This is a genomic window from Streptomyces coeruleoprunus (assembly GCF_039542925.1).
GTDB lineage: Bacteria > Actinomycetota > Actinomycetes > Streptomycetales > Streptomycetaceae > Streptomyces > Streptomyces coeruleoprunus.
This window is the reverse complement of sequence record NZ_BAABIT010000001.1, coordinates 3,194,233-3,217,118: the sequence shown is the minus strand read 5'-3', so window position 1 is coordinate 3,217,118 and position 22,886 is coordinate 3,194,233. Positions and strand designations below refer to the sequence as shown.

The 22,886-nt window shown below is 74.0% G+C and carries 25 protein-coding genes; 6 read left to right on the top strand and 19 right to left on the bottom strand.

Going from position 1 to position 22,886, the window contains the following annotated elements; translation table 11 throughout:
- Positions 1 to 21: 21 nt before the first annotated feature.
- The 8 genes from ABEB09_RS14075 to ABEB09_RS14040 form a co-directional block, all read right to left on the bottom strand.
- The gene (locus ABEB09_RS14075) at positions 22 to 1,095 is read right to left on the bottom strand and encodes an MCE family protein (RefSeq protein WP_345690245.1); all 1,074 of its coding nucleotides are present in this window, start codon (positions 1,093 to 1,095) and stop codon (positions 22 to 24) included.
- Complete coding sequence (locus tag ABEB09_RS14070; RefSeq protein WP_345690244.1) at positions 1,092 to 2,378, bottom strand: MCE family protein; 1,287 nt, start codon at positions 2,376 to 2,378, stop codon at positions 1,092 to 1,094. Before ABEB09_RS14070 ends, ABEB09_RS14075 begins: the two co-directional genes overlap by 4 nt.
- Positions 2,379 to 2,385: 7 nt before the next feature.
- Positions 2,386 to 3,210: an MlaE family ABC transporter permease gene (locus ABEB09_RS14065; protein ID WP_345690243.1), complete on the bottom strand. Its 825-nt coding sequence runs from the start codon at positions 3,208 to 3,210 to the stop codon at positions 2,386 to 2,388.
- A gap of 2 nt (positions 3,211 to 3,212) precedes the next feature.
- A complete protein-coding gene (locus ABEB09_RS14060) occupies positions 3,213 to 3,983 on the bottom strand; it encodes an MlaE family ABC transporter permease (RefSeq protein WP_345690242.1) in 771 nt (256 codons plus the stop codon).
- Positions 3,980 to 5,089, bottom strand: a complete 1,110-nt coding sequence (locus ABEB09_RS14055) for an ABC transporter ATP-binding protein (RefSeq protein WP_345690241.1) — start codon at positions 5,087 to 5,089, stop codon at positions 3,980 to 3,982. Before ABEB09_RS14055 ends, ABEB09_RS14060 begins: the two co-directional genes overlap by 4 nt.
- Positions 5,090 to 5,174: 85 nt before the next feature.
- Complete coding sequence (locus ABEB09_RS14050; RefSeq protein WP_345690240.1) at positions 5,175 to 6,344, bottom strand: RNA polymerase sigma factor; 1,170 nt, start codon at positions 6,342 to 6,344, stop codon at positions 5,175 to 5,177.
- Between the two features lie 94 nt (positions 6,345 to 6,438).
- Positions 6,439 to 7,509, bottom strand: coding sequence for a lytic transglycosylase domain-containing protein (locus tag ABEB09_RS14045; RefSeq protein ID WP_345690239.1), 1,071 nt, complete (start codon positions 7,507 to 7,509; stop codon positions 6,439 to 6,441).
- 156 nt (positions 7,510 to 7,665) lie between these two features.
- Positions 7,666 to 9,066 carry an aminotransferase-like domain-containing protein gene (locus ABEB09_RS14040; RefSeq protein WP_345690238.1) on the bottom strand — a complete coding sequence of 467 codons (1,401 nt, stop codon included), beginning with the start codon at positions 9,064 to 9,066 and terminating at the stop codon, positions 7,666 to 7,668.
- Positions 9,067 to 9,204: 138 nt separating this feature from the next.
- Between ABEB09_RS14040 and ABEB09_RS14035 the strand changes: the two genes are divergently transcribed.
- Positions 9,205 to 9,852 carry a LysE family translocator gene (locus ABEB09_RS14035; RefSeq protein ID WP_345690237.1) on the top strand — a complete coding sequence of 216 codons (648 nt, stop codon included), beginning with the start codon at positions 9,205 to 9,207 and terminating at the stop codon, positions 9,850 to 9,852.
- Between the two features lie 20 nt (positions 9,853 to 9,872).
- Here the strand turns inward: ABEB09_RS14035 and ABEB09_RS14030 are convergent, their stop codons facing one another.
- From ABEB09_RS14030 to ABEB09_RS14010, 5 genes are read right to left on the bottom strand one after another with little or no spacing between them, the layout of a single operon-like run.
- On the bottom strand, positions 9,873 to 10,526 hold the full coding sequence (locus tag ABEB09_RS14030; RefSeq protein ID WP_345690236.1) for an RES family NAD+ phosphorylase: 654 nt from the start codon (positions 10,524 to 10,526) through the stop codon (positions 9,873 to 9,875).
- A gap of 4 nt (positions 10,527 to 10,530) precedes the next feature.
- Positions 10,531 to 11,202, bottom strand: coding sequence for a hypothetical protein (locus tag ABEB09_RS14025; RefSeq protein ID WP_345690235.1), 672 nt, complete (start codon positions 11,200 to 11,202; stop codon positions 10,531 to 10,533).
- Positions 11,199 to 12,263, bottom strand: coding sequence for a macro domain-containing protein (locus ABEB09_RS14020; RefSeq protein ID WP_345690234.1), 1,065 nt, complete (start codon positions 12,261 to 12,263; stop codon positions 11,199 to 11,201). The genes ABEB09_RS14025 and ABEB09_RS14020 overlap by 4 nt, the downstream gene beginning before the upstream one ends.
- A 49-nt stretch (positions 12,264 to 12,312) precedes the next feature.
- A complete protein-coding gene (locus ABEB09_RS14015; protein WP_345690233.1) occupies positions 12,313 to 12,957 on the bottom strand; it encodes a vitamin K epoxide reductase family protein in 645 nt (214 codons plus the stop codon).
- A 39-nt stretch (positions 12,958 to 12,996) separates the two neighbouring features.
- Positions 12,997 to 13,500, bottom strand: a complete 504-nt coding sequence (locus ABEB09_RS14010; RefSeq protein WP_345690232.1) for a DUF5949 family protein — start codon at positions 13,498 to 13,500, stop codon at positions 12,997 to 12,999.
- A gap of 193 nt (positions 13,501 to 13,693) precedes the next feature.
- Between ABEB09_RS14010 and ABEB09_RS14005 the strand changes: the two genes are divergently transcribed.
- Positions 13,694 to 14,194: a tyrosinase family oxidase copper chaperone gene (locus ABEB09_RS14005; RefSeq protein WP_345690231.1), complete on the top strand. Its 501-nt coding sequence runs from the start codon at positions 13,694 to 13,696 to the stop codon at positions 14,192 to 14,194.
- A complete protein-coding gene (locus tag ABEB09_RS14000; RefSeq protein ID WP_345690230.1) occupies positions 14,178 to 15,044 on the top strand; it encodes a tyrosinase family protein in 867 nt (288 codons plus the stop codon). Before ABEB09_RS14005 ends, ABEB09_RS14000 begins: the two co-directional genes overlap by 17 nt.
- A 96-nt stretch (positions 15,045 to 15,140) precedes the next feature.
- On the opposite strand, the gene ABEB09_RS13995 is transcribed toward ABEB09_RS14000, so the two are convergent.
- From ABEB09_RS13995 to ABEB09_RS13975, 5 genes are all read right to left on the bottom strand, one after another.
- Complete coding sequence (locus ABEB09_RS13995; protein ID WP_345690229.1) at positions 15,141 to 15,485, bottom strand: chaplin; 345 nt, start codon at positions 15,483 to 15,485, stop codon at positions 15,141 to 15,143.
- A 322-nt stretch (positions 15,486 to 15,807) separates the two neighbouring features.
- Positions 15,808 to 16,332 carry a hypothetical protein gene (locus tag ABEB09_RS13990; RefSeq protein WP_345690228.1) on the bottom strand — a complete coding sequence of 175 codons (525 nt, stop codon included), beginning with the start codon at positions 16,330 to 16,332 and terminating at the stop codon, positions 15,808 to 15,810.
- Positions 16,333 to 16,567: 235 nt separating this feature from the next.
- Positions 16,568 to 16,816, bottom strand: a complete 249-nt coding sequence (locus ABEB09_RS13985) for a hypothetical protein (protein WP_345690227.1) — start codon at positions 16,814 to 16,816, stop codon at positions 16,568 to 16,570.
- A gap of 279 nt (positions 16,817 to 17,095) precedes the next feature.
- Positions 17,096 to 17,596, bottom strand: a complete 501-nt coding sequence (locus ABEB09_RS13980) for a hypothetical protein (protein WP_345690226.1) — start codon at positions 17,594 to 17,596, stop codon at positions 17,096 to 17,098.
- Positions 17,597 to 17,856: 260 nt separating this feature from the next.
- Positions 17,857 to 18,096, bottom strand: coding sequence for a chaplin (locus ABEB09_RS13975; protein ID WP_345690225.1), 240 nt, complete (start codon positions 18,094 to 18,096; stop codon positions 17,857 to 17,859).
- A gap of 408 nt (positions 18,097 to 18,504) precedes the next feature.
- Between ABEB09_RS13975 and ABEB09_RS13970 the strand changes: the two genes are divergently transcribed.
- The 3 genes from ABEB09_RS13970 (at position 18,505) to ABEB09_RS13960 (ending at position 22,498) form a co-directional block, all read left to right on the top strand.
- Entirely contained in the window at positions 18,505 to 19,635 is a 1,131-nt protein-coding gene (locus tag ABEB09_RS13970; RefSeq protein ID WP_345690224.1) for a GNAT family N-acetyltransferase, read from the top strand.
- Positions 19,636 to 20,018: 383 nt separating this feature from the next.
- Positions 20,019 to 21,170, top strand: coding sequence for an ATP-grasp domain-containing protein (locus ABEB09_RS13965; RefSeq protein ID WP_345690223.1), 1,152 nt, complete (start codon positions 20,019 to 20,021; stop codon positions 21,168 to 21,170).
- Between the two features lie 17 nt (positions 21,171 to 21,187).
- The gene (locus ABEB09_RS13960; RefSeq protein WP_345690222.1) at positions 21,188 to 22,498 is read left to right on the top strand and encodes an FAD-dependent oxidoreductase; all 1,311 of its coding nucleotides are present in this window, start codon (positions 21,188 to 21,190) and stop codon (positions 22,496 to 22,498) included.
- 71 nt (positions 22,499 to 22,569) lie between these two features.
- On the opposite strand, the gene ABEB09_RS13955 is transcribed toward ABEB09_RS13960, so the two are convergent.
- Entirely contained in the window at positions 22,570 to 22,803 is a 234-nt protein-coding gene (locus ABEB09_RS13955) for a chaplin (RefSeq protein ID WP_345690221.1), read from the bottom strand.
- Between the last annotated feature and the right edge of the window lie 83 nt (positions 22,804 to 22,886).

The window sequence follows — 22,886 nt, the reverse complement described above, 5'->3', positions numbered from 1 at the left end:
GGGTCTTCCCGGTCTTCCGCGTCATCCGGAGCACCTCGCCCTCGCCACGTGGAGTTCCGGCGTCAGCGTCCGAGCGGGCCGGTCCGCCGTCCTCGGCAGGACGACCCGGCCGTCGAAGTCGCACAGGTAGAAGTTGAACCAGGAGCCGTACGACGCGGTCCCGGTCAGCTTGTTGAGCTTGTTCGGCAGCCGTTGCAGGACGCCCTCCACCGTCTTCTCGTGGCCCTTCAGCGTTCCGGCGAGCCGCGAGAGCTCGGCGATGTCCTGCTTCAGCGGGGGCCGGGCGTCCTCCAGGAGGCCCGAGGTGGCCGCCGCCAGGTTCCCGATGTTCGTCAGCGACTCGCCGATCGGCTTGCGGTCGGCGGACAGGCCCGAGATCACCCGCTGGAGCTGCTTCAGCAGCTCGGAGAAGCGCGTGCTGCGCTTGTCGACCGTCGCCAGTACCGCGTTGAGGTTGTCGATCACCGAGCCGATGAGCTTGTCGCGCTCGGCGAGCGTCGAGGTGAGCGAAGCGGTGTGCGCCAGCAGGCTGTTCACCGTGCCGCCCTCGCCCTGGAGGGTCTTGATGATCTCGGTGGCGAGCTGGTTGACGTCCTGCGGGCTCAGCGCGGCGAACAGCGGCTTGAAGCCGTTCAGCAGCGCGTTGAGGTCCAGCGCGGGCTCGGTGCGGGAGAGCGGGATACGGCCTCCGGGCCGCAGCCGGGTGCCGTCGCCGACGCCCTCGGTCAGCGCGATGTACCGGGTGCCGACGAGGCTGCGGTAGCGGATGACGGCCCGCGTGCTGGTGAGGAGGGGACGGTCGCGGGAGACGCTGAAGGTGACCTCCGCCAGCGTCCGGTCCTTGATGCTGATCTCCTGGACCTCGCCGACGCGCACGCCCGCCACCCGGATGTCGTCGCCCTCCTCCAGGCTGGTGACATCGCTGAAGACGGCCGTGTACGTGTCCTGCGGGGTGAAGGAGACATTGACGATCGTGGCGGCGAGGACGGCCGTCGCCGCGATCGTGACGACGGCGAACAGGCCGAGCTTGACCAGCGGGCCGGCCGTCGCCTGCGCGCCGCCCCGCCGCGGGCGTCCGGGAATACGGGTGCTCATGCGACGCTCACCGCCGTTCCCCGTGCCATCGGGCCGAACAGCAGCGTCGCGACCGAGGGCACCCGGTCGGCGGACACGCCCATGACCGGGGCGACCAGCGCGGCGACCGCGCGCTGCTCGGACGCCGTGGCGGAGACGGGGGACACGCCGCCGTGGCCGCCGGCCGGAGCGCCGGAGTCCTCGGTGCCGTCGTCGAGCTTGGTGTGCGGTGCCGGGATGTTCGGGTGGGGCAGGCCACGGCAGTGGGGGCCGGAGCGGTCGGCATAGCGCGGTTCCTCGCCGGGTCGGTAGGGGGAACGGGGGTGCACGAACTCGAGCGTGATGCGCATCTCGCCGCCCCTGAACGCCTCTTCGGACACCGCCTCCTGGTGCACGAGCCCCTCCAGGAGGCACGGGTACTCGGGGGAGTAGCGGGCGAACAGGGCCAGGGTGGGGCGGGAGACACGGCCGAGTGTGATGAGCCGGTCGTCGTTCTCGTCGAGGACGCCCTCCACGGTGCCCGCGGCGGTCGCGGTCCACGTCAGGACGGACGCCAGCTGTGCCTTCCGCTCGACGAGGGTCCTGCTGGTGGTGAGCGTGTTCTCCAGGACGCGCAGCAGGTCGGGGGCGGCCTCCGCGTACACCTCGGCCACGTCCGCGAACCGGGCGATGTCCTCCTGGAGCGACGGCATGTGCGGGTTCAGCTGCCGCAGATAGCCCTCCAGGCGGACGAGGTTGTCGCCGATCCGGTCGCCGCGCCCGTCGAGCGCGGTGGCGAACGCGGACAGCGTGGCGTTCAGCTTCGCGGGCTGGACCGTGCGCAGCAGCGGCAGCAGGTCGTTCATCAGCTGCTGCACCTCGATGCCGACCGTGGTGCGGTCCTGCGGGATGACGTCGCCCTCGCGCAGGTGCCGGCCGGGGGCCGCGCCGCCGGCGCTCCCCGCGGGGACGACGAGGTCGACGTACTTCTCGCCGAACAGCGTCTTCGGCAGCAGCCGCGCGTGCACCCCGGCCGGGATCCGCGTGATGTGCTCCGGCTTCAGCGCCAGCGACAGCGTGGCCTTCTCGCCGTCGGCCCGCACCTCGCGGACCTCCCCGACCAGCAGCCCCCGCAGCTTGACGTCGGCGCGCGGCTCCAGCTGGTTGCCGAGCGTGTCGGCCTCCAGCGTGACCCGCACGACCGGCGTGAACACCTGCTGGTAGACGGCGACGGTCAGCGACAGCAGCAGCGCGAGGACGGCGAGGAAGACGACCCCGTAGACGCGCAGGCGCAGCCTCGTGGTGTGCGTCGTCGTGGTGTGCATCGTCCCCTTACCCCGCTATCCGTACGGTCGTGTGGGAGCCCCAGATCGCGAGGCTGAGGAAGAAGTCGAGGACGTTGATGGCGACGATGGACGTGCGCACCCCGCGTCCCACCGCGACGCCGACGCCCGCCGGGCCGCCGCTCGCGTAGTAGCCGTAGTAGCAGTGCACGAGGATGATCACGACGGCGAAGACGATCACCTTGCCGAAGGACCACAGCACGTCCTCCGGCGGCAGGTACTGCTGGAAGTAGTGGTCGTACGTGCCCGTGGACTGCCCGTAGTAGCCGGTGGTGATGGTGCGGGCGGCGAAGTACGAGGAGAGCAGCCCGATCACGTACAGCGGGATCACGGCGACGAAACCGGCGATCATCCGCGTCGTCACCAGGAACGGCAGCGACGGGACGCCCATCACCTCCAGCGCGTCCGTCTCCTCGCTGATCCGCATCGCGCCGAGCTGGGCGGTGAACCCGGCGCCGACCGTCGCCGACAGGGCGAGCCCCGCCACCAGCGGCGCGATCTCACGGGTGTTGAAGTACGCCGACAGGAACGCCACGAAGTTGGACGTGCCGAGCTGGTTCAGCGCCGCGTAGCCCTGGAGGCCGACCTCCGTGCCGGTGAAGAACGACAGGAACGCGATGACGCCGACCGTGCCGCCGACCACCGCGAGCGCGCCGCGCCCGAAGCTCACCTCGGCGAGCAGGCGCAGCACCTCCTTCTTGTAGCGGCGCAGCGTACGGCCGGTCCACGCGAGCGACCGGCCGTAGAAGACCAGCTGGGCGCCCAACTCCTCCAGGAAACGCCCGGTGCGGGCGAGCGGGTTCGGCGGAGCCATCGTCATCCCCTCTGCGGAACGAGCTGGAAGTAGACGGCGGTCATCACGAAGTTCGTCACGAACAGCAACATGAAGGTGATCACCACGGACTGGTTCACCGCGTCGCCGACGCCCTTCGGCCCGCCCTTGGCGGTCAGCCCCTTGTACGAGGCGACGATCGCCGCGATCGCCCCGAACACCAGCGCCTTCACCTCGGCCGCCCACAGGTCGGAGAGCTGCGCGAGCGTGGTGAACGAGGCGAGGTACGCGCCCGGGGTGCCGTTCTGGAGGACGACGTTGAAGAAGTAGCCGCCGGCCACGCCGACCACGGACACCAGGCCGTTGAGGAGGACCGCCACGAGCATCGTGGCCAGCACCCGGGGCACCACGAGCCGGTGGATCGGGTCGATGCCGAGGACCTGCATGGCGTCGATCTCCTCGCGGATCTTGCGGGCCCCGAGGTCCGCGCAGATCGCGGTGCCGCCCGCGCCGGCGATGAGCAGCGCCGTCACGATCGGCGACGCCTCGCGCAGCACGGCGAGGACGGAGGCGGCACCGGAGAACGACTGGGCGCCCAGCTGACGGGTCAGACCGCCGATCTGGAGCGCGATGACCGCGCCGAACGGGATGGAGACGAGGGCGGTCGGCAGGATCGTGACACCCGCGATGAACCAGGCCTGCTGGATGAACTCGCGCACCTGGAACGGCCGCCGGGGCAGCGTCCGCAGCACGTCGAGCGCCATGGCGAACAGCGCACCGGAGTGCCGGAGCCCGGCAAGAGGCGAAAAGCTCACGCGCCGGCCTCCTCGTCGTCGGCGAGCCGTACCGCGCCGGGCTCGCCCTCCCCGGCGGACCGAGCCGGTCCCGTGGTCGGCTGCGCGTGGTCGGCGGGCCGTCCCGTGGTGGGCTCCGCGTCATCGACGGGCCGTTCCGTGGCGGGCAGGCGTTCCGCGGGGCGGGACAGGTGGGCACCACGGGACCCACCGGCGTGCAGCGACTCCTCCCGCTCGGCGATCGCCTGCCAGCGCGGTGGCCGGACGACTCCGGGGCCGGGCAGCAGCCGCGGGGTCATCCGCTCCTCACCCGCCGGCGCACCCACGTCCAGCTGCGCCAGCTCCTGCTCGACCTGAGCCGCGTCCTTCTCCTCCGCCATCCCGATGGGCCCCTGCATCCGCCCGTTCAGGAACTGCCGCACCACCGGCTCGTCACTCGTCAGCAGCTTCTCGCGCGGGCCGAACATCACCAGCTCGCGCCGGAACAGCAGACCGATGTTGTCCGGGACCTGGCGGGCCGACGCGATGTCGTGCGTGACGATCAGGAAGGTCGCGTCGATCTGCGCGTTGAGATCGACGATGAGCTGGTTGAGGTACGCGACCCGGACCGGGTCGAGCCCGGAGTCGGGCTCGTCGAAGAGGATGATCTCCGGGTCCAGCACCAGCGCCCTGGCCAGGCCCGCCCGCTTGCGCATGCCGCCGGAGATCTCGCCGGGCAGCTTCTCCTCGGCGCCGATGAGCCCGACCATGTCCATCTTCTCCAGCACGATGCGCCGGATCTCGCTCTCGGACTTGCGGGTGTGCTCGCGCAGCGGGAAGGCGATGTTGTCGTACAGGTTCATCGACCCGAACAGGGCGCCGTCCTGGAACAGCACGCCGAAGAGCTTGCGCACCTCGTACAGGTCGTGTTCGCGGAGCCGGGTGATGTCCTCTCCGGCGATCCGGATCGCGCCCCGGTCCGGCTTGAGCAGCCCGACGAGCGTCTTCAGGAACACCGACTTGCCCGTGCCCGACGGGCCGAGCAGGACGGACACCTCCCCGGCGGGCAGCGTCAGCGAGACGTCCTGCCAGATGACCTGGTGGCCGAAGGATTTGGTCAATCCTTCCACGCAGATCTCGACACCCATCCGGATTCACCCTTCAGCGGGGAGCAGCTCGACATCTGCTCTACGGCGAGGGGAGGGGCGTCCGTCGCGAGAAGGCGAAGATTTTTTACGGGGTGGAAACCGGCCCGGAATCCTGGAGCTGCGGCTGCGGCAGCCGTGTGGTGCTCGGGCCAGGCACCGGAAGCCCGGCCTCCGGCACGTCGGGGGCGGGCACGCGCAGGTCGGTCACATCGGTCGTACCGGTTACGTCGGGCACCTCGGACACGACAGGCACCTCGGGCACCTCGGGCAGCGGCACACTCGGCACCTCAGGCGCACCCGATATGCCCGGGATGCCCGGTACCTCAGCGCTCGGCAGCCCTTCCGGCAGCCCTTCCGGCAGCCCCTCCGGCAACGCCACCTCCGGCAGCCCGTCCAGCAGCGGCGGGACCGCTCCCGGCGACGCGTCCCCGCCCGGCGCGGGGCTCGCCGGCGCCCCGTCCCCGGCGCCCGGCTTCCGCGCCGCGCCCGAGGCGTCCGGCTGCGGCACCTCGTACCCGGCCGTCCCCACCGTGCCGACCGTGCCGGAGGGCGCGGGGTGGGCCGGCCGGGACCGGCCGGGGTCCTGCGCGTCGTACGAGAAGGGGATCGCGAGCCCCGCCACGGCCAGCGCCGCCGCCGAGGCCATGGCGACCGCCTGGGCGTTGCCGCCCGCCTGCGAGGACGCCCGGCCCCCGCGCCCGCACAGCCACAGCGCGAGCCCCAGGGTCGCGGCGAGCGAGTTGCGCAGCGTCCGCCGCGCGCGGGCCAGCAGCGACTCGACCGCCTGGTAGCTGAGCCCCATCTCCCGGGCGACCTGCTCGACGTCCCGGTCCTGGGCCTTCAGTCGCAGGGCCTCGGCCTGCCGGGCGGGCAGCTCGCGGCTCCGGTACGCGATCCACTGGGCCTCGTGCCGGTCGCACACCACCTCGTCGACGGGCGCGGGTCCGGGGGCGGTGAGCTTCGGCAGGGCCCGCACCTCGGCCTCGCGGTGGACCTGGCGGTGCCGGTCGACGCACAGCCGCATGGTCACGGTGGTCAGCCACGCCCCGAGGCGCGCGTCGTCGAGGTGCGGGTTCTCGGCGGCGCGCAGCATCGCCTCGTGGACGGCGTCCTCGGCGTCCTCGGTGCTCATGGACCTCCGGCGGGCCACCTTGAGCAGCTGGTCGCGGTGGCTCCACATGCGGTGCCACCGCACGTGGGCGGCGTCGGCACCCGGTCCGTCCGGGTGCGCGTCGTGCAGGTCCGTCGTCGCCATGAGGGCCCCTTCGCGCTCACAACTGATGGCAGGGCAGGCCGCGACGTTACCCTCGGGTACGCCGTGTTGTGGAGGGGCGGGCGCGCAGTGAGTCCTAACCGTTGCGGGTGAGGGCCCCCGCGCCCGGCAGGACGCCGCCGCTCGGCGCCGGAACCTCGGTGATGTCCACGGTGACCAGCGGCGGAGCCGCCGGGCCCGACGGCTCGGGCTCCCGCGACGGCGGGGCCGACGGCGTGCCCGGCGGGGTGGCGGACGGGGTGGGCGCGGGGGCCGGAGCGGTCGTGTCCGTGGGGGCGGGCTCCGGCGCGCGGCCGTCCGCCGGGCCGGGAGCCGAGGGCCGCGTACCGCCGACGGCGGCGCCCGGCCGGGCCGTACCGCCCGCGGAGGCGTCGGGCACCACGCGGTGGCCGTCGCGGAAGTACCCGAACCAGGACAGCACCAGCCGCAGGTACTCCCGCGACGGGTTGTACGCGAGGACCGCCCGGTCCAGGTCGCCCGGCTCGGCGAGGTCGCGCCCGCCCGCGCACAGGTAGCGCCCGGCGGCGAGAGCCGCGTCGTAGGCGTTGTGCGGGTCGGCGAGGCCGTCGCCGTTGCCGTCCGCGCCCCATCCGGCCCAGGTGGACGGGATGAACTGCATCGGCCCGACGGCCCGGTCGTACGCCAGGTCGCCGTCGTACCGCCCCTGATCCGTGTCGCGGATCAGGGCGAAGCCGTTGCCGTCCAGCCGGGGACCGACGATCGGCGCGTACGTCGTACCGGCGGCGTTCACCCGGCCGCCGCGCGCCTGCCCGGACTCCACCTGTCCGATGGCGGCGAGCAGCTGCCAGCGCAGGTGGCAGCCCGGCGCGTCCTGCGCCTGGGTGTCCTCGGCCCGCCGGTACGCGTCGAAGACGGTCGCCGGCACGGCCCCGCCCCGGGCCGGCTTCGCGGCTTGCACGTGACCCCGCACCTCCAGGGGCGGCAGCGCCGTGAAGTAGTACGCGTCCCCGGGCGGCGGCACGGCCCCTTCGGCTGCCACGCCGCGCCCGTCGCCCACCGCGTCCCGCCCGGCCGCGCCCGGGGCCTGCGACCCGGTGAGCACGGCCACGGCGGCCGCCGCGACCGCCGTCCCCACCACCCGCCGACGCCCCCGCGCACCGCGCGCCGACTTCCCCGCCTCCACCATGTGGCCCCTCCCGATCCGTACGCATGCCACACACGTCCTTCACGGGCTCTACGGCGACGGGCGGCTCGTCCGTCGCCGGCCGGAGATTTCTCCGCACGGAGCCGAGCCGCCCGCACGGGTGTCGTCCGCACATCCGGGACGGGCCCCGCCCGCCGGTCACTTCTCCGGCTCCTCCGCCAGGACGTCCTCCGGGGCCGAGCGGGCCAGCCGGGCGAGGGTGGTCAGCGCCCGGGCCAGGGTGTCGAGCGGCGGCGACGCCAGGCCGAGCCGGACCGCGCCGGGAGCCCGGCGGGGGTCCGCGGCGAACGCCGCCCCCGGGGTCACCGCGATGCCGTGCCGCGCCGCCGCGGCCACGAACAGGTCGGCCCGCCATTCCGGCGGCAGGTCCCACCAGCAGAAGCAGGAGCGCGGGGCGCCCCGCACGGCGAAGCCCGCCAGGTGGTGGCGCACGAGCAGCTGGCGGCGCTCGACGTCGGCCCGCTTGGCGTCCGCGAGCGCCCGCGCCGTGCCGTCCGACTCCCAGCGGACCGCCGCCTCCAGCGCGAAGCGGGACGGCGCCCAGCCGCCGGAACGCACGGCGGCGGTGACACCGGGCGCCAGGGCGTCCGGCACGACGGCGAACCCCGCCGTCAAGCCCGGCGCCATCCGCTTCGACATGCTGTCCACGAGGACCGTCCGCTCCGGCGCGTACGCGGCGAGCGGCGCCGCCTCCGCGCGGCCGGCGACCACGTCGCCTCCGCCGCCGCCCCCGTCCCCGTCCCCGTACAAGAACCCCCACACCGCGTCCTCGACCGCCGGCACGTCCAGCCGCCGCAGGGCCGCCGCCAGGTCGGCCCGGCGGGCGGCCGGCATGGTGACCGAGAGCGGGTTGTGGAGCGTCGGCTGGACGTACACCGCGTGCAGCGGCGCGCTGCGGTGGGCCGCCTCCACGGCCCCCGGCACCAGCCCCTCCTCGTCCATGGCCAGCGGCACGACCGTCACGCCGAGCCGCCCGGCGAGCGACTTCAGCACCGGGTACGTGAACTCCTCGGCGCCGAGCCGCCCGCCCGGCGGGACGAGCGCGGCGACGGCCGCCGAGATGGCCTGCCGCCCGTTCCCGGCGAACAGCACCCGGTCCGGGTCGGGCCGCCAGCCGGCCCGGGTGAGCAGCCGGGCCGCCGCCGCACGCGCCTGCGGGGTGCCGGCCGGGCCCACCGGCCGCAGGGCGGAGTCCAGGACGTCGGGGCGGAGCAGCCCGCCGAGCCCCTGGGCCAGCAGCGCGGCCTGCTCGGGCACGACCGGGTGGTTCAGCTCCAGGTTGACGCGCCGGTCCGGCGGTTCGCTCAGCGCGGGCCCTGCCTCCGGCCCGTCGGCGGCGCGGACGAAGGTCCCGCGCCCGACCTCGCCGACCGTCAGCCCGCGCCGCGCCAGCTCCTGGTAGACGCGGGACGCCGTGGAGGCGGCGATGCCGTGCTGCCGCGCGAACCGCCGTTGCGGCGGCAGCCGGTCCCCGGGGCGGAGCCGGCCCGCCGCGATCTCGGCCGCCACGGTGTCGGCGACCTGCTGATAGTCCCTCAAGTCCGCTGTTCCTCCGCCCACTTGATTGCACCGAGTGCAATGTTTTTATTGCTCCGAGATGGTCATGTCAATACGCTCGGAGTGCCGCACCGGCAGGAACCGGTGCGACGGTGCGACCGATGTGGAGGGGGACAGGCCGTGGTGGAGACGAGCGCCCTGCTGGGCGTCGTGGCGGTGGGACTCGGCATGGTGCTCACCCCGGGACCGAACATGATCTACCTGGTCTCGCGCTCCCTGACCCAGGGCCGCCGCGCCGGCCTGGTCTCGCTCGCCGGAGTCGCCACCGGCTTCCTCGTGTACCTGGTCGCTACCAACCTCGGCCTGTCGGTCCTCTTCGTCGCCGTACCGCAGCTCTACCTCGCCGTGAAGCTGGCAGGCGCCGCGTACCTCGCCTGGCTCGCCTGGTGCGCGCTCCGCCCGGGCGGCGTGTCGGTCTTCACGCCGCAGGACGTACCGCCCGACTCGCCCCGCAGGCTCTACGCCATGGGGCTGATGACCAGCCTGCTCAACCCCAAGATCGCGATCATGTACCTGTCGCTGATCCCGCAGTTCGTCGACCCGTCGGCGGGCGGCGTCCTCGTCCAGGGGCTGCTGCTCGGCTCGGCACAGGTGGTCGTCAGCGTCACCGTGAACCTGTCCATCGTCCTCGCCGCCGGCACCATCGCCGTCTTCCTGGCCCGCCGCCCCGCCTGGCTGCGCACCCAGCGCTACGCCATGGGCGCCGTCCTCGGCACGCTGGCCGTCACCCTCGCCATCGACACGTCGACCCCGAAGTCCACCCACTGACCGCCGTCGGCGCCGCCCCCTCAGCCCGGAGCGACCTGCGCGTTGTACGGCCTGAGCAGCCCGTTCAGCCACTCCTCGCCCTCCGGCGCCGACAGGTCGACGGCCGGCGCGCCCGTCTCCTCGACCGCCCCGGGCGGGCAGCGGTCGCCGAACAGGATCGCGACCCGGTCGGCCGGCTCGCGCTTCGACGGCCAGACGAAGCCCCGCGCCCACGGCTCGGTGTGACGGCGGATCCAGTGCCCCCACGCCCGGGTGAACGCGTACTCGTGCGCCTCCGCCTGCACGAGCCACGAGTCCTGCGCCACGGCCGCCAGATCACGGCCCGACATCAACGACACCACGTCCAGGTCCACGGCGAGCCGCAGGAACGCCAGCCGCCTGCCCCGCACCGCCGACCGGGGAACGGGCCGCGGCTCCGGCGAGTGGCACGGAACGGACCGCAGCAGCGACTCGCACACGGCGGACGCCGCCGTCAGCCCCGTGTAGAGGAACGGGTAGGCGTCGTCCTCGGTCGCGTCGAACCGGCCCCCGCCCCACAGCCGCCCGGCCGGTACGGAGTTGAAGGCGGTCGCGGCCCACTCGGCACGGTGCACCCGGAACAGCGGCGTCCCCGCGGGCAGGGTCGCCTTGACCGGGGTGTCCGGCGGGACCGGGGGCGGCGGGGTGTTGGGCATCGCGTCACACCCCGTCCACGAGCGCGTGGGCCGCGCCCACCAGCCGCTCGTCCAGGCCCGACCCGAGCAGCGCGACCGGCGCCGACGCGAGCCACGCGTTCTCCGACAGCCACCAGTCGGCCGCCCCCCACGGGTCCTCGTCCGCGCCGAGCAGCGCGTTCACCTCCAGCACCACCAGCCACGGCAGCGCGTCCTCGGAGAACTGGAACCGCGGCAGCCGCCCCACGCCGCCCTCGCCGCGCAGTCGGATCAGCCCGGACGCGAACGGGTCGCCGCCCCGCCCCCGCACGTCCTCGTCCGACAGCGCCGGCACGGCGAGCAGCCGCTCCCGTACGGGCCCGAGGACCGGGCCCACCATCCGGTGGCGGTCCAGCACGAGCACGGCCAGGTCCTCCGCCCGGAAGCCCGCGTACGCGCCCGGGGACGGCGGCCCGGCGGTGGTCACGAGCCGCCCGCCCTCGCCGGGCGGCAGCGCACCGGCCAGCACCCGCGCGGCCTCCACGGCGGCGTCCCGAGCCCCGGCCGCCTCCCGCAGCCGCCGCAGGGCCGCCCCGAGCCGCGCGACCCCCTCGGCGCCGAGCAACGGCTCCAGCACGTCCCACTCGGCCGCCGCCCGCGCCAGCACCCGGTACGGATCGCCTCCGAACGCCCCGCCCCCGGCAGGTCCACCCGTCATCCCGTACCCCCCTCCACCAGCTCCGCCAGTACCTCCGCGTCCGCCGGGTCCAGCACCACCAGGTGCACGTCCCAGCGCGCCCCGCGCGCGAGTTCGGCCCCGACGGCGGCCCACACGGCCGCCGCGCTGACCCCGGGGTCCAGGCCGCCCCGCCCGGCGCCCAGCAGCGGCAGGCACACGGACCGCAGCGGCGGGTCGAACCGCCCCGACTCCTCGGCGAGCAGCGCGAACACCCGCGTCACCGCCCGCGTGACATCCGCCGGCAGGACGTCGTAGTCGTTGGTGCCCGCCCGGGGCACGGCCACCGCCGCGTGGTAGATGCGGCGCACCCCCTGCGCGGCCAGCGCGCCCGAACCGGTCACCGCCACCGTCGCGGGCTGGGCGGGCCGCCCTGCCGCCCCGTGCCGCGCGGCCCACGTGCGCAGTTCGGCGTGGATCAGGTCGTCGAGCAGCTCGCCCGTCGGCCCGCGCAGCGCCCCGGCCCGGCGCAGCGACGCCGGCACGGACGACTTGTACGGCTCCGGGAGGGCGAACCAGACGTTGGCGGGCGACACGACCACATCGACGTCGCGCAGCAGGTCGACGGGGTGGACGTGCAGGGTCAGCCGGTGCGGACCGGCCCGCAGCACCCGGTGGGTGTCGCGCGGCGGCGGGGGCACCGCGGCCCGTTCGGGGCCTGCCCGTTCTGCCGCGGCCGCGGCGATCTGCTCGGCGATCTGGCCCAGCACCAGCGGCTCGTGGTGCTTGCGGAACCGCTCGACGCTCACCCCGTACACGGCGGCGGCCCTGCGGCGCCGGTCGGCGGCCGGCCAGTCGCGCGTACCGCGGGCGAGCCCGAGCGTGTAGGCGGCGGCGTCCCGGAGCGTCCCGGCGTCCAGGCGGGCCACCGCCGCCCGTAACAGCCGTTCCACGGCGGGGGCGTCCGGCCCGTGGCCGACGGGGCCGGCGGCCCGGGACAGCGCGGGGAGGTCCAGCGCGCGCAGCCGTACGAGCCCGGCGCGCCGCACGGCCTTCACCTCGTCCAGGAGCGAGGCGTGGTCGGGCAGGGGGCCGGTCGGCATGGAGGGCAGGATCTCAACACGCCGAGCGCCTCCACAAGGCGGCGGCGCGTCAGCTCGTCCAGAACTCCCACCAGCGCGTCAGGATCAGCATTCCGACGACGCCGAGGTGCAGTACCGGCGGGACCCAGGGGAACTCGTCCAGGAACCGGCGCACCCAGGCCGGCGCGGGCAGCAGCCCGCGGCGCACGGTGTGCGCGGTGACGAACCAGAACATGACGATGGTGGCCACCCACGCCAGACAGCACCACAGGCACAGCGCGTTGATGACGTACAGCGACTGCTGCATCAGCCAGGAGCAGAAGCCCACGCCGAACAGCGTGCCCGCGTTCAGCCCGAGCCAGTACCAGCGCCCGTGGCGCGCCCCCGCGAGGAGCCCCACGCCGATCGCGACGACCATGCCGTACGTGACGAGCCCCAGCATCGGGTTCGGGAAGCCGAACACCGCCGCCTGCTCGCTCTTCATGACGCTGCCGCACGACACCACCGGGTTGAGGCTGCACCCCGGGGTGAAGTCCGGGTCCTCCAGCAGCCGGAACTTGTCCAGCGTGATCTCCCACGCGGCCAGCAGCCCCGCCGCGCCGGTCAGGACCAGCAGCCAGGCGAGTCCCCGGCCCGCTCCCGTCCCCACCGGGCCCGCGGCGGGGACGGCCGGGACGGGAGCGGGCTCCGTACGCCTCTCGTGCGTCATCGTCATGGTTCTCACCCGTCGTCGAGGTCGTCGTGGGGGCCGGTGTCAGGTACGCACCCTGAGCACGGGCACCAGGCAGTGCGCGCTGCCCTCCAGCAGGCCCTCGGCGCTGACGAAGTCGCGCAGCTTCTCGGCGGGGACCTCCTTGCCGGGCACGGCCTCGGGCCACGGCCGCACAGCGAAGATCAGATAGACCTGTCCCTTCATGTGCGCGGCCTTCTCCCACTGCGGCGGGACGGGGCACTGCACCTTCATGAACGGCAGGGTGAGGACGGCCTGTTCGGCCTCGACCAGCAGCGTGACCGGGATCCTCGTCCGACGGCCCACGTCGATCAGCTCCTCGCCGATCGACAGGCCGAGCTGCTTCAGCTCCGCGCGCAGGGCCTCCTCGCCGGCCTCGGGACCGTCGCGGCCGTCCCCGAGCGAGTACACCATCAGCATCGGGGCGCCCGGGTCGTCCGGGGTGGGCTCGCTGGACCAGGCGATGACGGTGAGCGTCCCCATGAGGGAACGCCGCTGGTCCGGGGCAACGGCGGTGGAAGAGGTCATGGCGCCGGATACTAGTGGCGCTTGTGTGACGTCCTGGCCGGGTTTCCACCCGTTCGGCCGATGCCGGAACGGTCCGATTCACCTGGTCGGGTAAGGGGTCCGCGGGCCCTGTCCGGAACGGTTTTCGGATGCCGTCGTTGTGCCCGGCGGGAGGGAGTCCACCGCCCGCACGACCTGTACGGGAGATCACCTGATGATCGCCAAGAGTCCGCAGCCCCTCGCCGTCCGCCGCTTCCCCCGGGGGTTCCCGCGCCGTGGCGCCCTGCGCGCGCTGTTCACGCTCGCGGTCGCCTCCTTCACGGGTGGGACGCTCGCCCATGTCGCCACCACACCGCGCGACGGCAGGCCCGGCGGCCCCGCCGCACGGCCGGCCGGCACCCGCCCCGGGAGCCGGGGCGGCGGCGCGCCCGGCACGGTGCTGCACGGCGCCTTCGACGAGATGTACAGGGGACGCCGCATCCAGGGCCGCCCGGTGCCGGCGCACGCGGCCGAGTTCGAGGTCCTCGTCGACGACCGGCCCCTGCACCTGATGCGCTGTGCCAACGGCGGCTATCTGAGCCTGGTGGACCACTACCAGTCGTATCCGACGCCGCTCGCCGCCACCCGGGCAGCCGTCGACGAGCTGGGCACCGCCCGGCTGGCGTCGGTCACTCACGGCAGCCGACTGCGAGGGGACCATGGCGTATACACGTAAGAACCAGCGTGACCTGTCCGCCTCGGAGCGGCGCCGGTTCGTCGCGGCCGTGCTGGAGCTGAAGCGGCGGGGGCGGTACGACGAGTTCGTCCGGATGCACCTGGACTACTACGGCGCGGACGGCGACGACGGGCTGCGCGTGGCGCACATGGCGCCCACGTTCCTGCCCTGGCACCGCCAGTACCTGCTGGACTTCGAGCGGGCGCTGCGGCAGATCGACGACTCGGTGACCGTGCCGTACTGGGACTGGACGCGCGACCGCGGCCCGGCGGCGTCGGTGTGGGGCGAGGACCTGATGGGCGGCAACGGCCGCCGCGGCGACTTCCAGGTGATGACGGGCCCCTTCGCGTACCGGAACGGCAATTGGACGATCAAGGTCGGGGTGACCGAGAACCGCTTCCTGACCCGGGACTTCGGCCGGCCCGCCGACCCGCTCGACCTGCCCACCAAGGCCGAGCTGGCCTGGGCCACCGGCGAGACCGTGTACGACATGGCGCCCTGGAACTCCACGAGCCGCGGCGGCTTCCGCAACCGCCTGGAGGGCTGGGCGCCGGGCCGGGGCAACGCGCGGTGGCGCAACCACAACCGGGTGCACCGCTGGGTGGGCGGGCTGATGCTGGGCGGCGCGTCGGTCAACGACCCGGTCTTCTGGCTCCACCACGCCTTCGTGGACCTGCTGTGGTCGCGCTGGCAGCGCGACCACCCGGGCGCCGCCTACCTGCCCGCGACCCCGCCGCCGTCCGGCTCCGGCCAGCGCGGCCGGGTGGTGTCCCGGCACGAGCGGATGCCGCCCTGGGACGTGACACCGGCGCAGCTCGCCGACCACAGCCGTCTGTACCGCTACGCCTAGCGGCGCGGACGCCCCCGAACGCTAGTGGTCCCCCGGCCGGTGTGCCGGGGGACCACTGGTGCGTACGGAGCCGTACGGGAGGGGAGGCGCGAGGAGTCAGCTGCCGTAGCCGTTCCCGCCGCCGTTGTGGCCACCGCCGTTGTGGCCGCCACCGTGGTGGCCGCCACCGTGGTGACCGCCGTTCCCGCCCTTGTGGTCCTTGCCCACGTTGAAGCAGGCGTTGCCGAAGGCCGGGTTCAGCAGGCCGATGATGTCGACGGTGTTGCCGCACAGGTTGATGGGGATGTGGATCGGAACCTGGACGGCGTTGCCCGAGATGACACCAGGGGAGTTGACGGCGGCGGCGTCGGCCCCCGCGTCGGCGACGGCCATGCCGGCCCCGCTCAGGGCGACAGCGCCCGTGCCGGCGATGACGACGGCAGCCTTCGCGATGCGAGACATCAGGGATCTCCTTGTGCGTGGAAACACGACCGCAGTCCTGCGGTCGACACTCCCCCCAACGCTTAGGCCCATCCTGGGTAACGGCCCGTGGTGCAGGCTCACACCAAGAGCCCAACGGTTCTCGGCCAGCCGTGGCGCGTGCACGGGGGATCGGCGCTCCGACCGCGCACACGGAAAGCCCGCGGCCCCCGGGGCGCCGACGCCGGCTGCGTCGGCACCCACGGGAACCGCGGGCAGGTGACCATGCGACAAGCCGCCGGGTGTAACGAGCGGTTGCCGTACGGGTGGCGGGACGAATGCTTTCTTCACCCCCGCGCGAAGGTCAGGCGTCGGGACCGCCGAGCCCGAGGTCGGATTCGAGCGCGCCGGAGAGTACCGGGGCCAGGAGCCCCGCACTGGGCAGCCGGACGCCCGGCAGGCCCAGCGATTCGGCCTTCGGCAGGGTCAGCGGCTCGCCCAGGGTCGCGCCCGGCGTGGAGGTCTTCACCTCGGAGGAGGGCGAGGTCAGCAGCGCCGTGCCGAGCGGGCGGCCGCCGAGCAGCGCCGGCAGCGGGGCCGCGATCTCGGTCTCGGGCAGCTCGCCGGCGATCGGGGTCCGCGGCAGCAGCAGGAGCTCGGGGAGTCCGCCCTCGCCCACCCGGCCCACGCCCTCCGGGGTTCCGGGCATGGGAAGCGGTACGCCCGTGCTCACCGTCGGAGGCTCCATGGGGAGGACCATGCCCAGGGGCTGGAGCGGCACTTCCACGGGGGCCTCGGCTGCGGCCGCGGGGGAGGCCAGCGCCGCGGCGGCCGCCGACGCGAGGCACGTGGCGAGAATCCCCGTACCGACCTGAGACTTCACGTTCATTTTCTGCGTACGCCTTCCCGGACGTGTGAACCGACGTGGACCTGTTGGACGCGGACTGGTGAGTACGTCGCTGCCAGAGTGAACGAGCACGCGCCGGAAAGCGGGTCAGAATTCCCCTGCTTGCAGTAATGGCCCCCGGCGGGCGGCAGCGGACGGAAAAGGGCCGTGCGGGAACGAGTCGCTCCCGCACGGCCCTCGTGCGGCGTCGTGCGCGATGTGTCGTGTGCGCGGTGCCCTACTTGCCGATCGGAAGCCCGCCGAGGAGCGGCGTCGCCTTCTCCGTGGTGTTCCCGACGAGGTCGCTGTCGGTCACCTTGCTCACGGCGTCGGCCGGAACGGCCTCCTTCAGACCGCGCTTGCCCAGCGCGTCGACGGCTCCGTTCAGGCTGGTGGGGGCGATGCTGTCGGCGGCGAAAGCCGGCGCGGCGGCACCCAGAGCCATCACAGAACCGGCGACGACCGCAGCAACCTTCGTGGGCTTCATCGGGAGTGAGTCCTTCCTTGAAAGGTGTCTGTGCGTAACAACTCGCGCCGGGCGCCGGACACTTGATCCGGCCGCTGCCCCTGTGCGGCGCTCTCTTCCCTCTGTAACGAGTACTCCGCGTGGCGGAAACTCAGGAAGGTGGGAATTCTCGACACTGCACCCGAATGATGTGGCCCGGTCCGATTCTCCGATCAATGGGAAAGAGGGAAATCAAAAGGAAGAGGACCGTGACGGCTGGGACGGGGGGTGCCGACACGGTCCTCTGGTGGGCGATGTGCTCTACGGGGACACGACGGTGGAGACGTCGGGCACCTCCGGGACCTCGGGAACCTCCGGGACCTCGGGAAGTCCCGGCAGGGTCACGGCCGATTCGGTGACCTCGGTGACCTCGATGCCGGTGTCCGGCAGGGTCACCTCCGGCACGGTCACTTCGGGCACGGTCACCTCCGGCACGGTCACTTCGGGCACGGTCACCTCCGGCAGGGAGATCCCGCCCACGATCCCGTCCACGAGGGCGAGGACCTTGTCGACCAGGGACTGCACGGACCCCTGCACCTGGGTCACGATCCCGTCCGTCTTCGCCGTCGTGGCGGCGACCAGTTCGTCGATCCACGTCTGGAGGTCGGTGGCCGTGTCCTCCGGCAGAGCCTCGACGGCCGGCTCCGGTGCGGGGGTGGGGGCGGCGTGCGGGGCGGCGGCCAGGGCCGGTCCCGCCACGCCGAAGGTGAGCGCGGTGCAGATCGCTGCGGCCGCGAGACGGCGGGATGTCAGGAGACGCATGCGCGTGTGTTCCTTCCGGTGATGCGTGGGACTGGTGACATCACCGTGCGGCGCCGGTTTGCAGCCCGCAAACGCGCACTGCACGGAGGGTGACTGCGCCCAACGGGTGGGCGCGCCCCTCCGACCTGCTGGGACGTGGCGCGGCGTCGCGGTGGGCGGCGTGCCGGGCGGCGCCGCCAACAGGGTGGCCCGGACATGGGAACGGCGCCACCCGCGGGGTGCGGCGGGTGGCGCCGTTCACGGGCACGCGGCCCGGTGGGTCAGTCGTTGATGCAGACGTTCCCGAACGTCGGGTTGAGGGCGCCGATGATGTTGACGGTGTTGCCGCAGACGTTGATCGGGATGTGGATCGGGACCTGGACGAGGTTGCCGGAGATGACGCCGGGGGAACCCACGGCCGCGCCTTCCGAGTGGGCGTCGGCGTTCGCGATGCCAGCGGTGCCGGCCAGGGACGCGGCGACGGCGGAGGTCAGGACGACAGCCTTCGCGATACGGGACATGGTGTAGCACTCCTATGGTTCAGTGAGGCATTGCAGGCCGACGCGGCCGGCTCCATCAAGAACGCCCGAGACTTTCACCGGTTGCGCTCCCGAACGGGTGAACCGTGCGGGCAGGGGCCGGTCGCCGGCCCGGAGGACAGCGGAGCCGACGATTGTTCCGTCACTACCTTCATGCCATATTCCGCCGCCCGCGGCGCGGTACGACACGGCGAAGGGGTAACCCGCCAGAAAAGGCGTGTCGCGCCCATGTGTTCTCAATGCTTCGTCTTTCGCGCACGGGACTATAGCGTTCGTGCGGTCGCCCGCGGTCCAGCCATGTGCACGTCGTTTCGCAGGTCCCCATTCCCCCGCTTCACGTCTTTCCCCTCGTCGCGGTGTTCCCTTCACTTCGTCAAGCGGAGAACCCGTATGCGCAATCCGGAGCCACTCGCGCTTACCGTCACGGTCTGCCGGGATGACGCGCGGTTCGGCGCGCTCGCCGCCGACTGGCGGGACCTGTACGACCACTGCCGGTCCGTCACCCCGTTCCAGTCGCACGCCTGGCTGTACTCCTGGTGGCTGTCGTACGGCACGCCCGGGCGCCTGCGGGTCGTTCTCGTGCACCGCGCGGACGGGCGGCTCGTCGCGGCGGCGCCGCTGTGCCGCGTGCCCGGCCCGCTGCCCGCCCTGACCCTGCTGGGCGGCGCCGTCACGGACTACGGCGACGTCCTCGTCGACGACGGCTGCCCGGAAGCCGTGCCCGCGCTGGCCGGCGCGCTCGCCGGGCTCGCCCGTACGGCGGTGATCGACCTACGGGAGGTACGGCCCGGAAGCGCGGCCGAGCGCGTGCACGCGGCCTGGCGCGGGCCGCGCCGCCGGCTCGCCGACTCGACCCGCCTGGAGCTGCCGGCCCTGCCCCTCGACCAGCTCGTGCGACGGCTGCCCTCCTCGCGCGCCCAGCAGGTCAGGGCCGGCCTCCGCAAGATCGACCGGGAGGGCGTGGAAGAGCGGCACGTACCCGCCGCCGAAGTGCCCGGGGCCCTGCGGCACCTCCTCCGCCTGCACCGGCGCCGCTGGGCCGGCAGGCGGGTGAACCCGGAGCTTCTCACCGACCGGTTCGCCGAGCACCTCGCCCGCGCGGTGGGCGCCATGGCGCACGCCGGGCAGGCGCGGGTGACCGAGTTCCGGCTGGACGACGACCTCGTGGCCGCCGACCTCACCCTGGTGTCGCCACGGCTGACGGGCGGCTACCTGTACGGGGCGGACCCGGTGCTCCGCTCGCTCAAGGTGGACGTCACCACGCTGCTGCTGGCCAGTGCCTCGCGCCGGGACGGGGACGGGAGCCGGGGGGCTCTGAGCCTGATGCGCGGCGAGGAGCAGCACGAGCACCACTGGAGCCCCGAGGCCGTCCGCAACGAGCGCCTGCTGCTGGCCCGGCGCCGCACGGCTCCGGCGCTCTGGCTGCGCGCCGGATACGCGGGCGGCCGCCGGTGGGCGGCGGACCGGCTGCGCGCCCGCCGGAATTGTCGCCGTTTCGGAAACGGCCCCCGTCCGGCATAGGGGATAACCTTCCCGTGGGCTGCGGCGAATTCCCGTGGTCGCGCAGCCCACAGCGCTTTCCCGCGATGTCCACCACGTCGCCACCCGGACAGCGGTCGGTCCGCGGAATGGCGTCCGGACCGCGATGCGGAGCGAAGTCGAACCGGCCCAGTCGGGCACCGACACGAGGACATGCCGTGCCGCTCTTCGATACCCATGTCGCCGCCGTGCTCATGCGGCTGGACCGGAATTCCTTTCACCACGGCACCCTCGGAGCGGCCCGTTCCCTGGGCCGGGCCGGGATTCCCGTCCACGCGGTGGTAGGAACTCCCGCCGGTCCGGTGGCCCGGTCGCGTTATGTGAGCCGTCGCCACCAGCCGGCCGCCGGACGGGATCTGGCGGCTGTGCGTCGCACCCTCGTCCAGGTGTCCGAGGCGCTGGCCGGCGGGCCCGCCGTCCTGGTGGCCCTGGACGACATCACCGCCGTGTCGCTGGACCGGCTCCGCGCGGAGGGCCCCCGCGGGCCCGCGGCCCGGTTCCTGCTGCCCGAGCCGCCGCCGGGGCTGTGCGAGCGGGTGGCCGACAAGGCGGAGCTGGCCGAGACCTGCCGGCTGCTCGGCGTCCCGCACCCGCGCACCCTGGCGCCCTCGGACCCGGACGAGGCGGCCGCCATGGCGCTGGAGCTCGGGCTGCCCGTCGTGGCGAAGTGGAGCCGCCCCTGGCTGCTGCCCGTGGGCGCCGGGCTGCGCGGCACGACGGTGGCCCGCTCGGTGCGGCGGGTCCGCGAGCTGTACGCGCGCGGGGCCGGGGCGGGGAGCCGGCTGCTGCTCCAGCGGATGCTGCCGGGCGGCCGGGACCTGGACTGGTTCTTCCACGCGTACTGCGACAGCAGCGGGCGGTGCCGGGTCGCCGCGACCGGGTGGAAGGTCCGCTCCTGGCCGGACGGCGCCGGGCCGACGGCCGTGGGGACCTGGACACCGAACCCCGTCGTCGAGCGCATGGCGCGGGATCTCGTGGGGGCGCTGGGCTACCGGGGGATCGCCGACCTGGACTTCCGGCTGGACCCGGTGACCGGCACGTACCACCTGCTGGACTTCGACCCCCGGCCGGGCGCGCAGTTCCGGCTCTTCTCCGACCCGTGGGGCCTCGACGTCGTCCGGGCCCTGCACCTGGACCTGACCGGGCGTCCGGTGCCGGAGGCGGTGCCGGTGTACGGGCGGCGTTTCGTGGTCGAGAACCACGCGGCCCTGTCCGTCCTGACGTCGCCGCGCCCCCGCCTGCGCGGCCCGTCGTCCGGCCGGTCCGGCGGGTCCGGCCCGTGGTCCGGTCTGGAGACGGCCTGGTTCGCGGCCGACGACCCGGCACCGGCGGCCGCCATGGTCCGCACCTGGGCGGCGCACCTCGCCCGCCGCGCGTGGGCGGCGCTGCGGCGGCGGTGGCGTGGCCGGGCGACAGAGGCGTCCGAGCCCCCGGCCACCGCCGTCCCCGACCCGGCCGCCCCGAACCTCCCGTCCCCCTCCCCGTCCGCCCCCTCCTCCCCCTCCCCCCGACGATGACGAAAGCGGTGGGCCCCATGCACGACGACGACCTGGTGATCGTGGGCGCCGGCCCGTACGGCCTGTCCGTGGCCGCCCACGCCGCCGCCCGCGGCCTGGACATCCGTGTCTTCGGCCAGGTGATGGGCTCCTGGCAGCGGATGCCGCCCGGCATGCTCCTCGCGTCCGAACCCTGGGCGTCGGACCTGTCGGACCCGCGCGGTGCCCATGGCCTCACCGCGTACGCGGCGACGTGCGGCGTGCGGGCCGAGCACGGGGTGCCGCTGCCCGTCGGCCTCTTCGCCGCGTACGGGGAGTGGTTCGCCCGGCGGGCCGTGCCGGTCGCCGTCGACCCCCGTACGGTCGCGTCCGTCGAGCCACGGGAGGAGGGCGGCTTCGCGGTCACGACGGGCGACGGCGAGGTGTTCGGCGCGCGGACGGTGGCGCTCGCGGTGGGCGTCCTGCCGTTCGCCGAGGTGCCGCCGCAGCTGAGAGCGCTGATGCCGCACCAGGTGACGCACAGCTGCGACCACACGGACCTGGCCCGGTTCGCGGGCCGGGACGTGACCGTGATCGGTGCGGGCCAGGGGGCCCTGGAGACGGCGGTGCTCCTGACCGAACAGGGGGCGCACGCGCGCGTGGTCGCCCGCGCACCGCGCCTGACATGGGATGCGGTACCCCCGTCCCTGCACCGCCCCCGCCTGGAGGCCGCCGGCTCACCGCACTCGGGCCTCGGCTGCGGCTGGCCGAACTGGCTCTACGCCCGTACTCCCACACTGTTCCGGCGCCTCCCCGGCGCCACTCGCGAGCACCTGTTCGCCACCGCCCTGGGCCCGGCCGGCGCCTGGTGGCTGCGGGGCCGGTTCGAAGCCGTGCCGGACGTACGGCTGGGCCGCGGCGTGCTCGCGGCGGAGCCCGTCGGCGACCGGGTGCGGCTCATCCTTGGCGGCGGCTCGTCGGAGGTGCCGACCGTCCTGGAGACCGACCACGTCATCGCCGCCACGGGCTTCGTCCCGCGTCTGGACCGGGTGGGCGTGCTGGGCGAGGAGCTGCGGGAGGGGTTGCGCACGGTCGGCGGGAGCGGCGCCCCGGAGATGAGCGGCCACTTCGAGTCGTCCCACCCGGGCCTGTTCGTGGCCGGGCTGCTGACGGCCCCGTCGTACGGCCCGGCGATGCGGTTCGTGTACGGCGCCGCGTACACGGCCGAGCGGCTGGTGCGGGGCGTCGAGCGGCGCCTGCGCGACCGCCGGCTGCGGGGCGTGCCGGGGGCGCGGCGGCGGCCGGCGGACGATCGGGTGCCGACGGGTGACCGGGTGCCGGCGGAGAACCCCGTGCCGGCGGCCGACTGAGGCCGCGGCACGCGGGAAGCCGGTCCCGGAGCGTCGTCCGGGACCGGCTTCCTGGTGGTGGCGAGGCTGCGTCAGTCGTTGATGCAGACGTTGCCGAACGTCGGGTTCAGCAGCGCGATGATGTTCACGGTGTTGCCGCAGACGTTGATCGGCACGTGGATCGGGACCTGGACGACGTTGCCCGAGATCACGCCCGGGGAGCCCGCGGCCACGCCATCGGAGTGCGCGTCGGCGATCGCCGGGGCGGCGGCGCCCATCGCCATGAACACACCGGCAACGGCCACTACGGCCTTCTTGCACTTCATAATTCGGCTTCCTTTCCACAGCGGAAGTCTTGCCACGGATTTCGTGACCCACGAGCCCCGGTGAGGCCCGGCTGCCGCCGCGA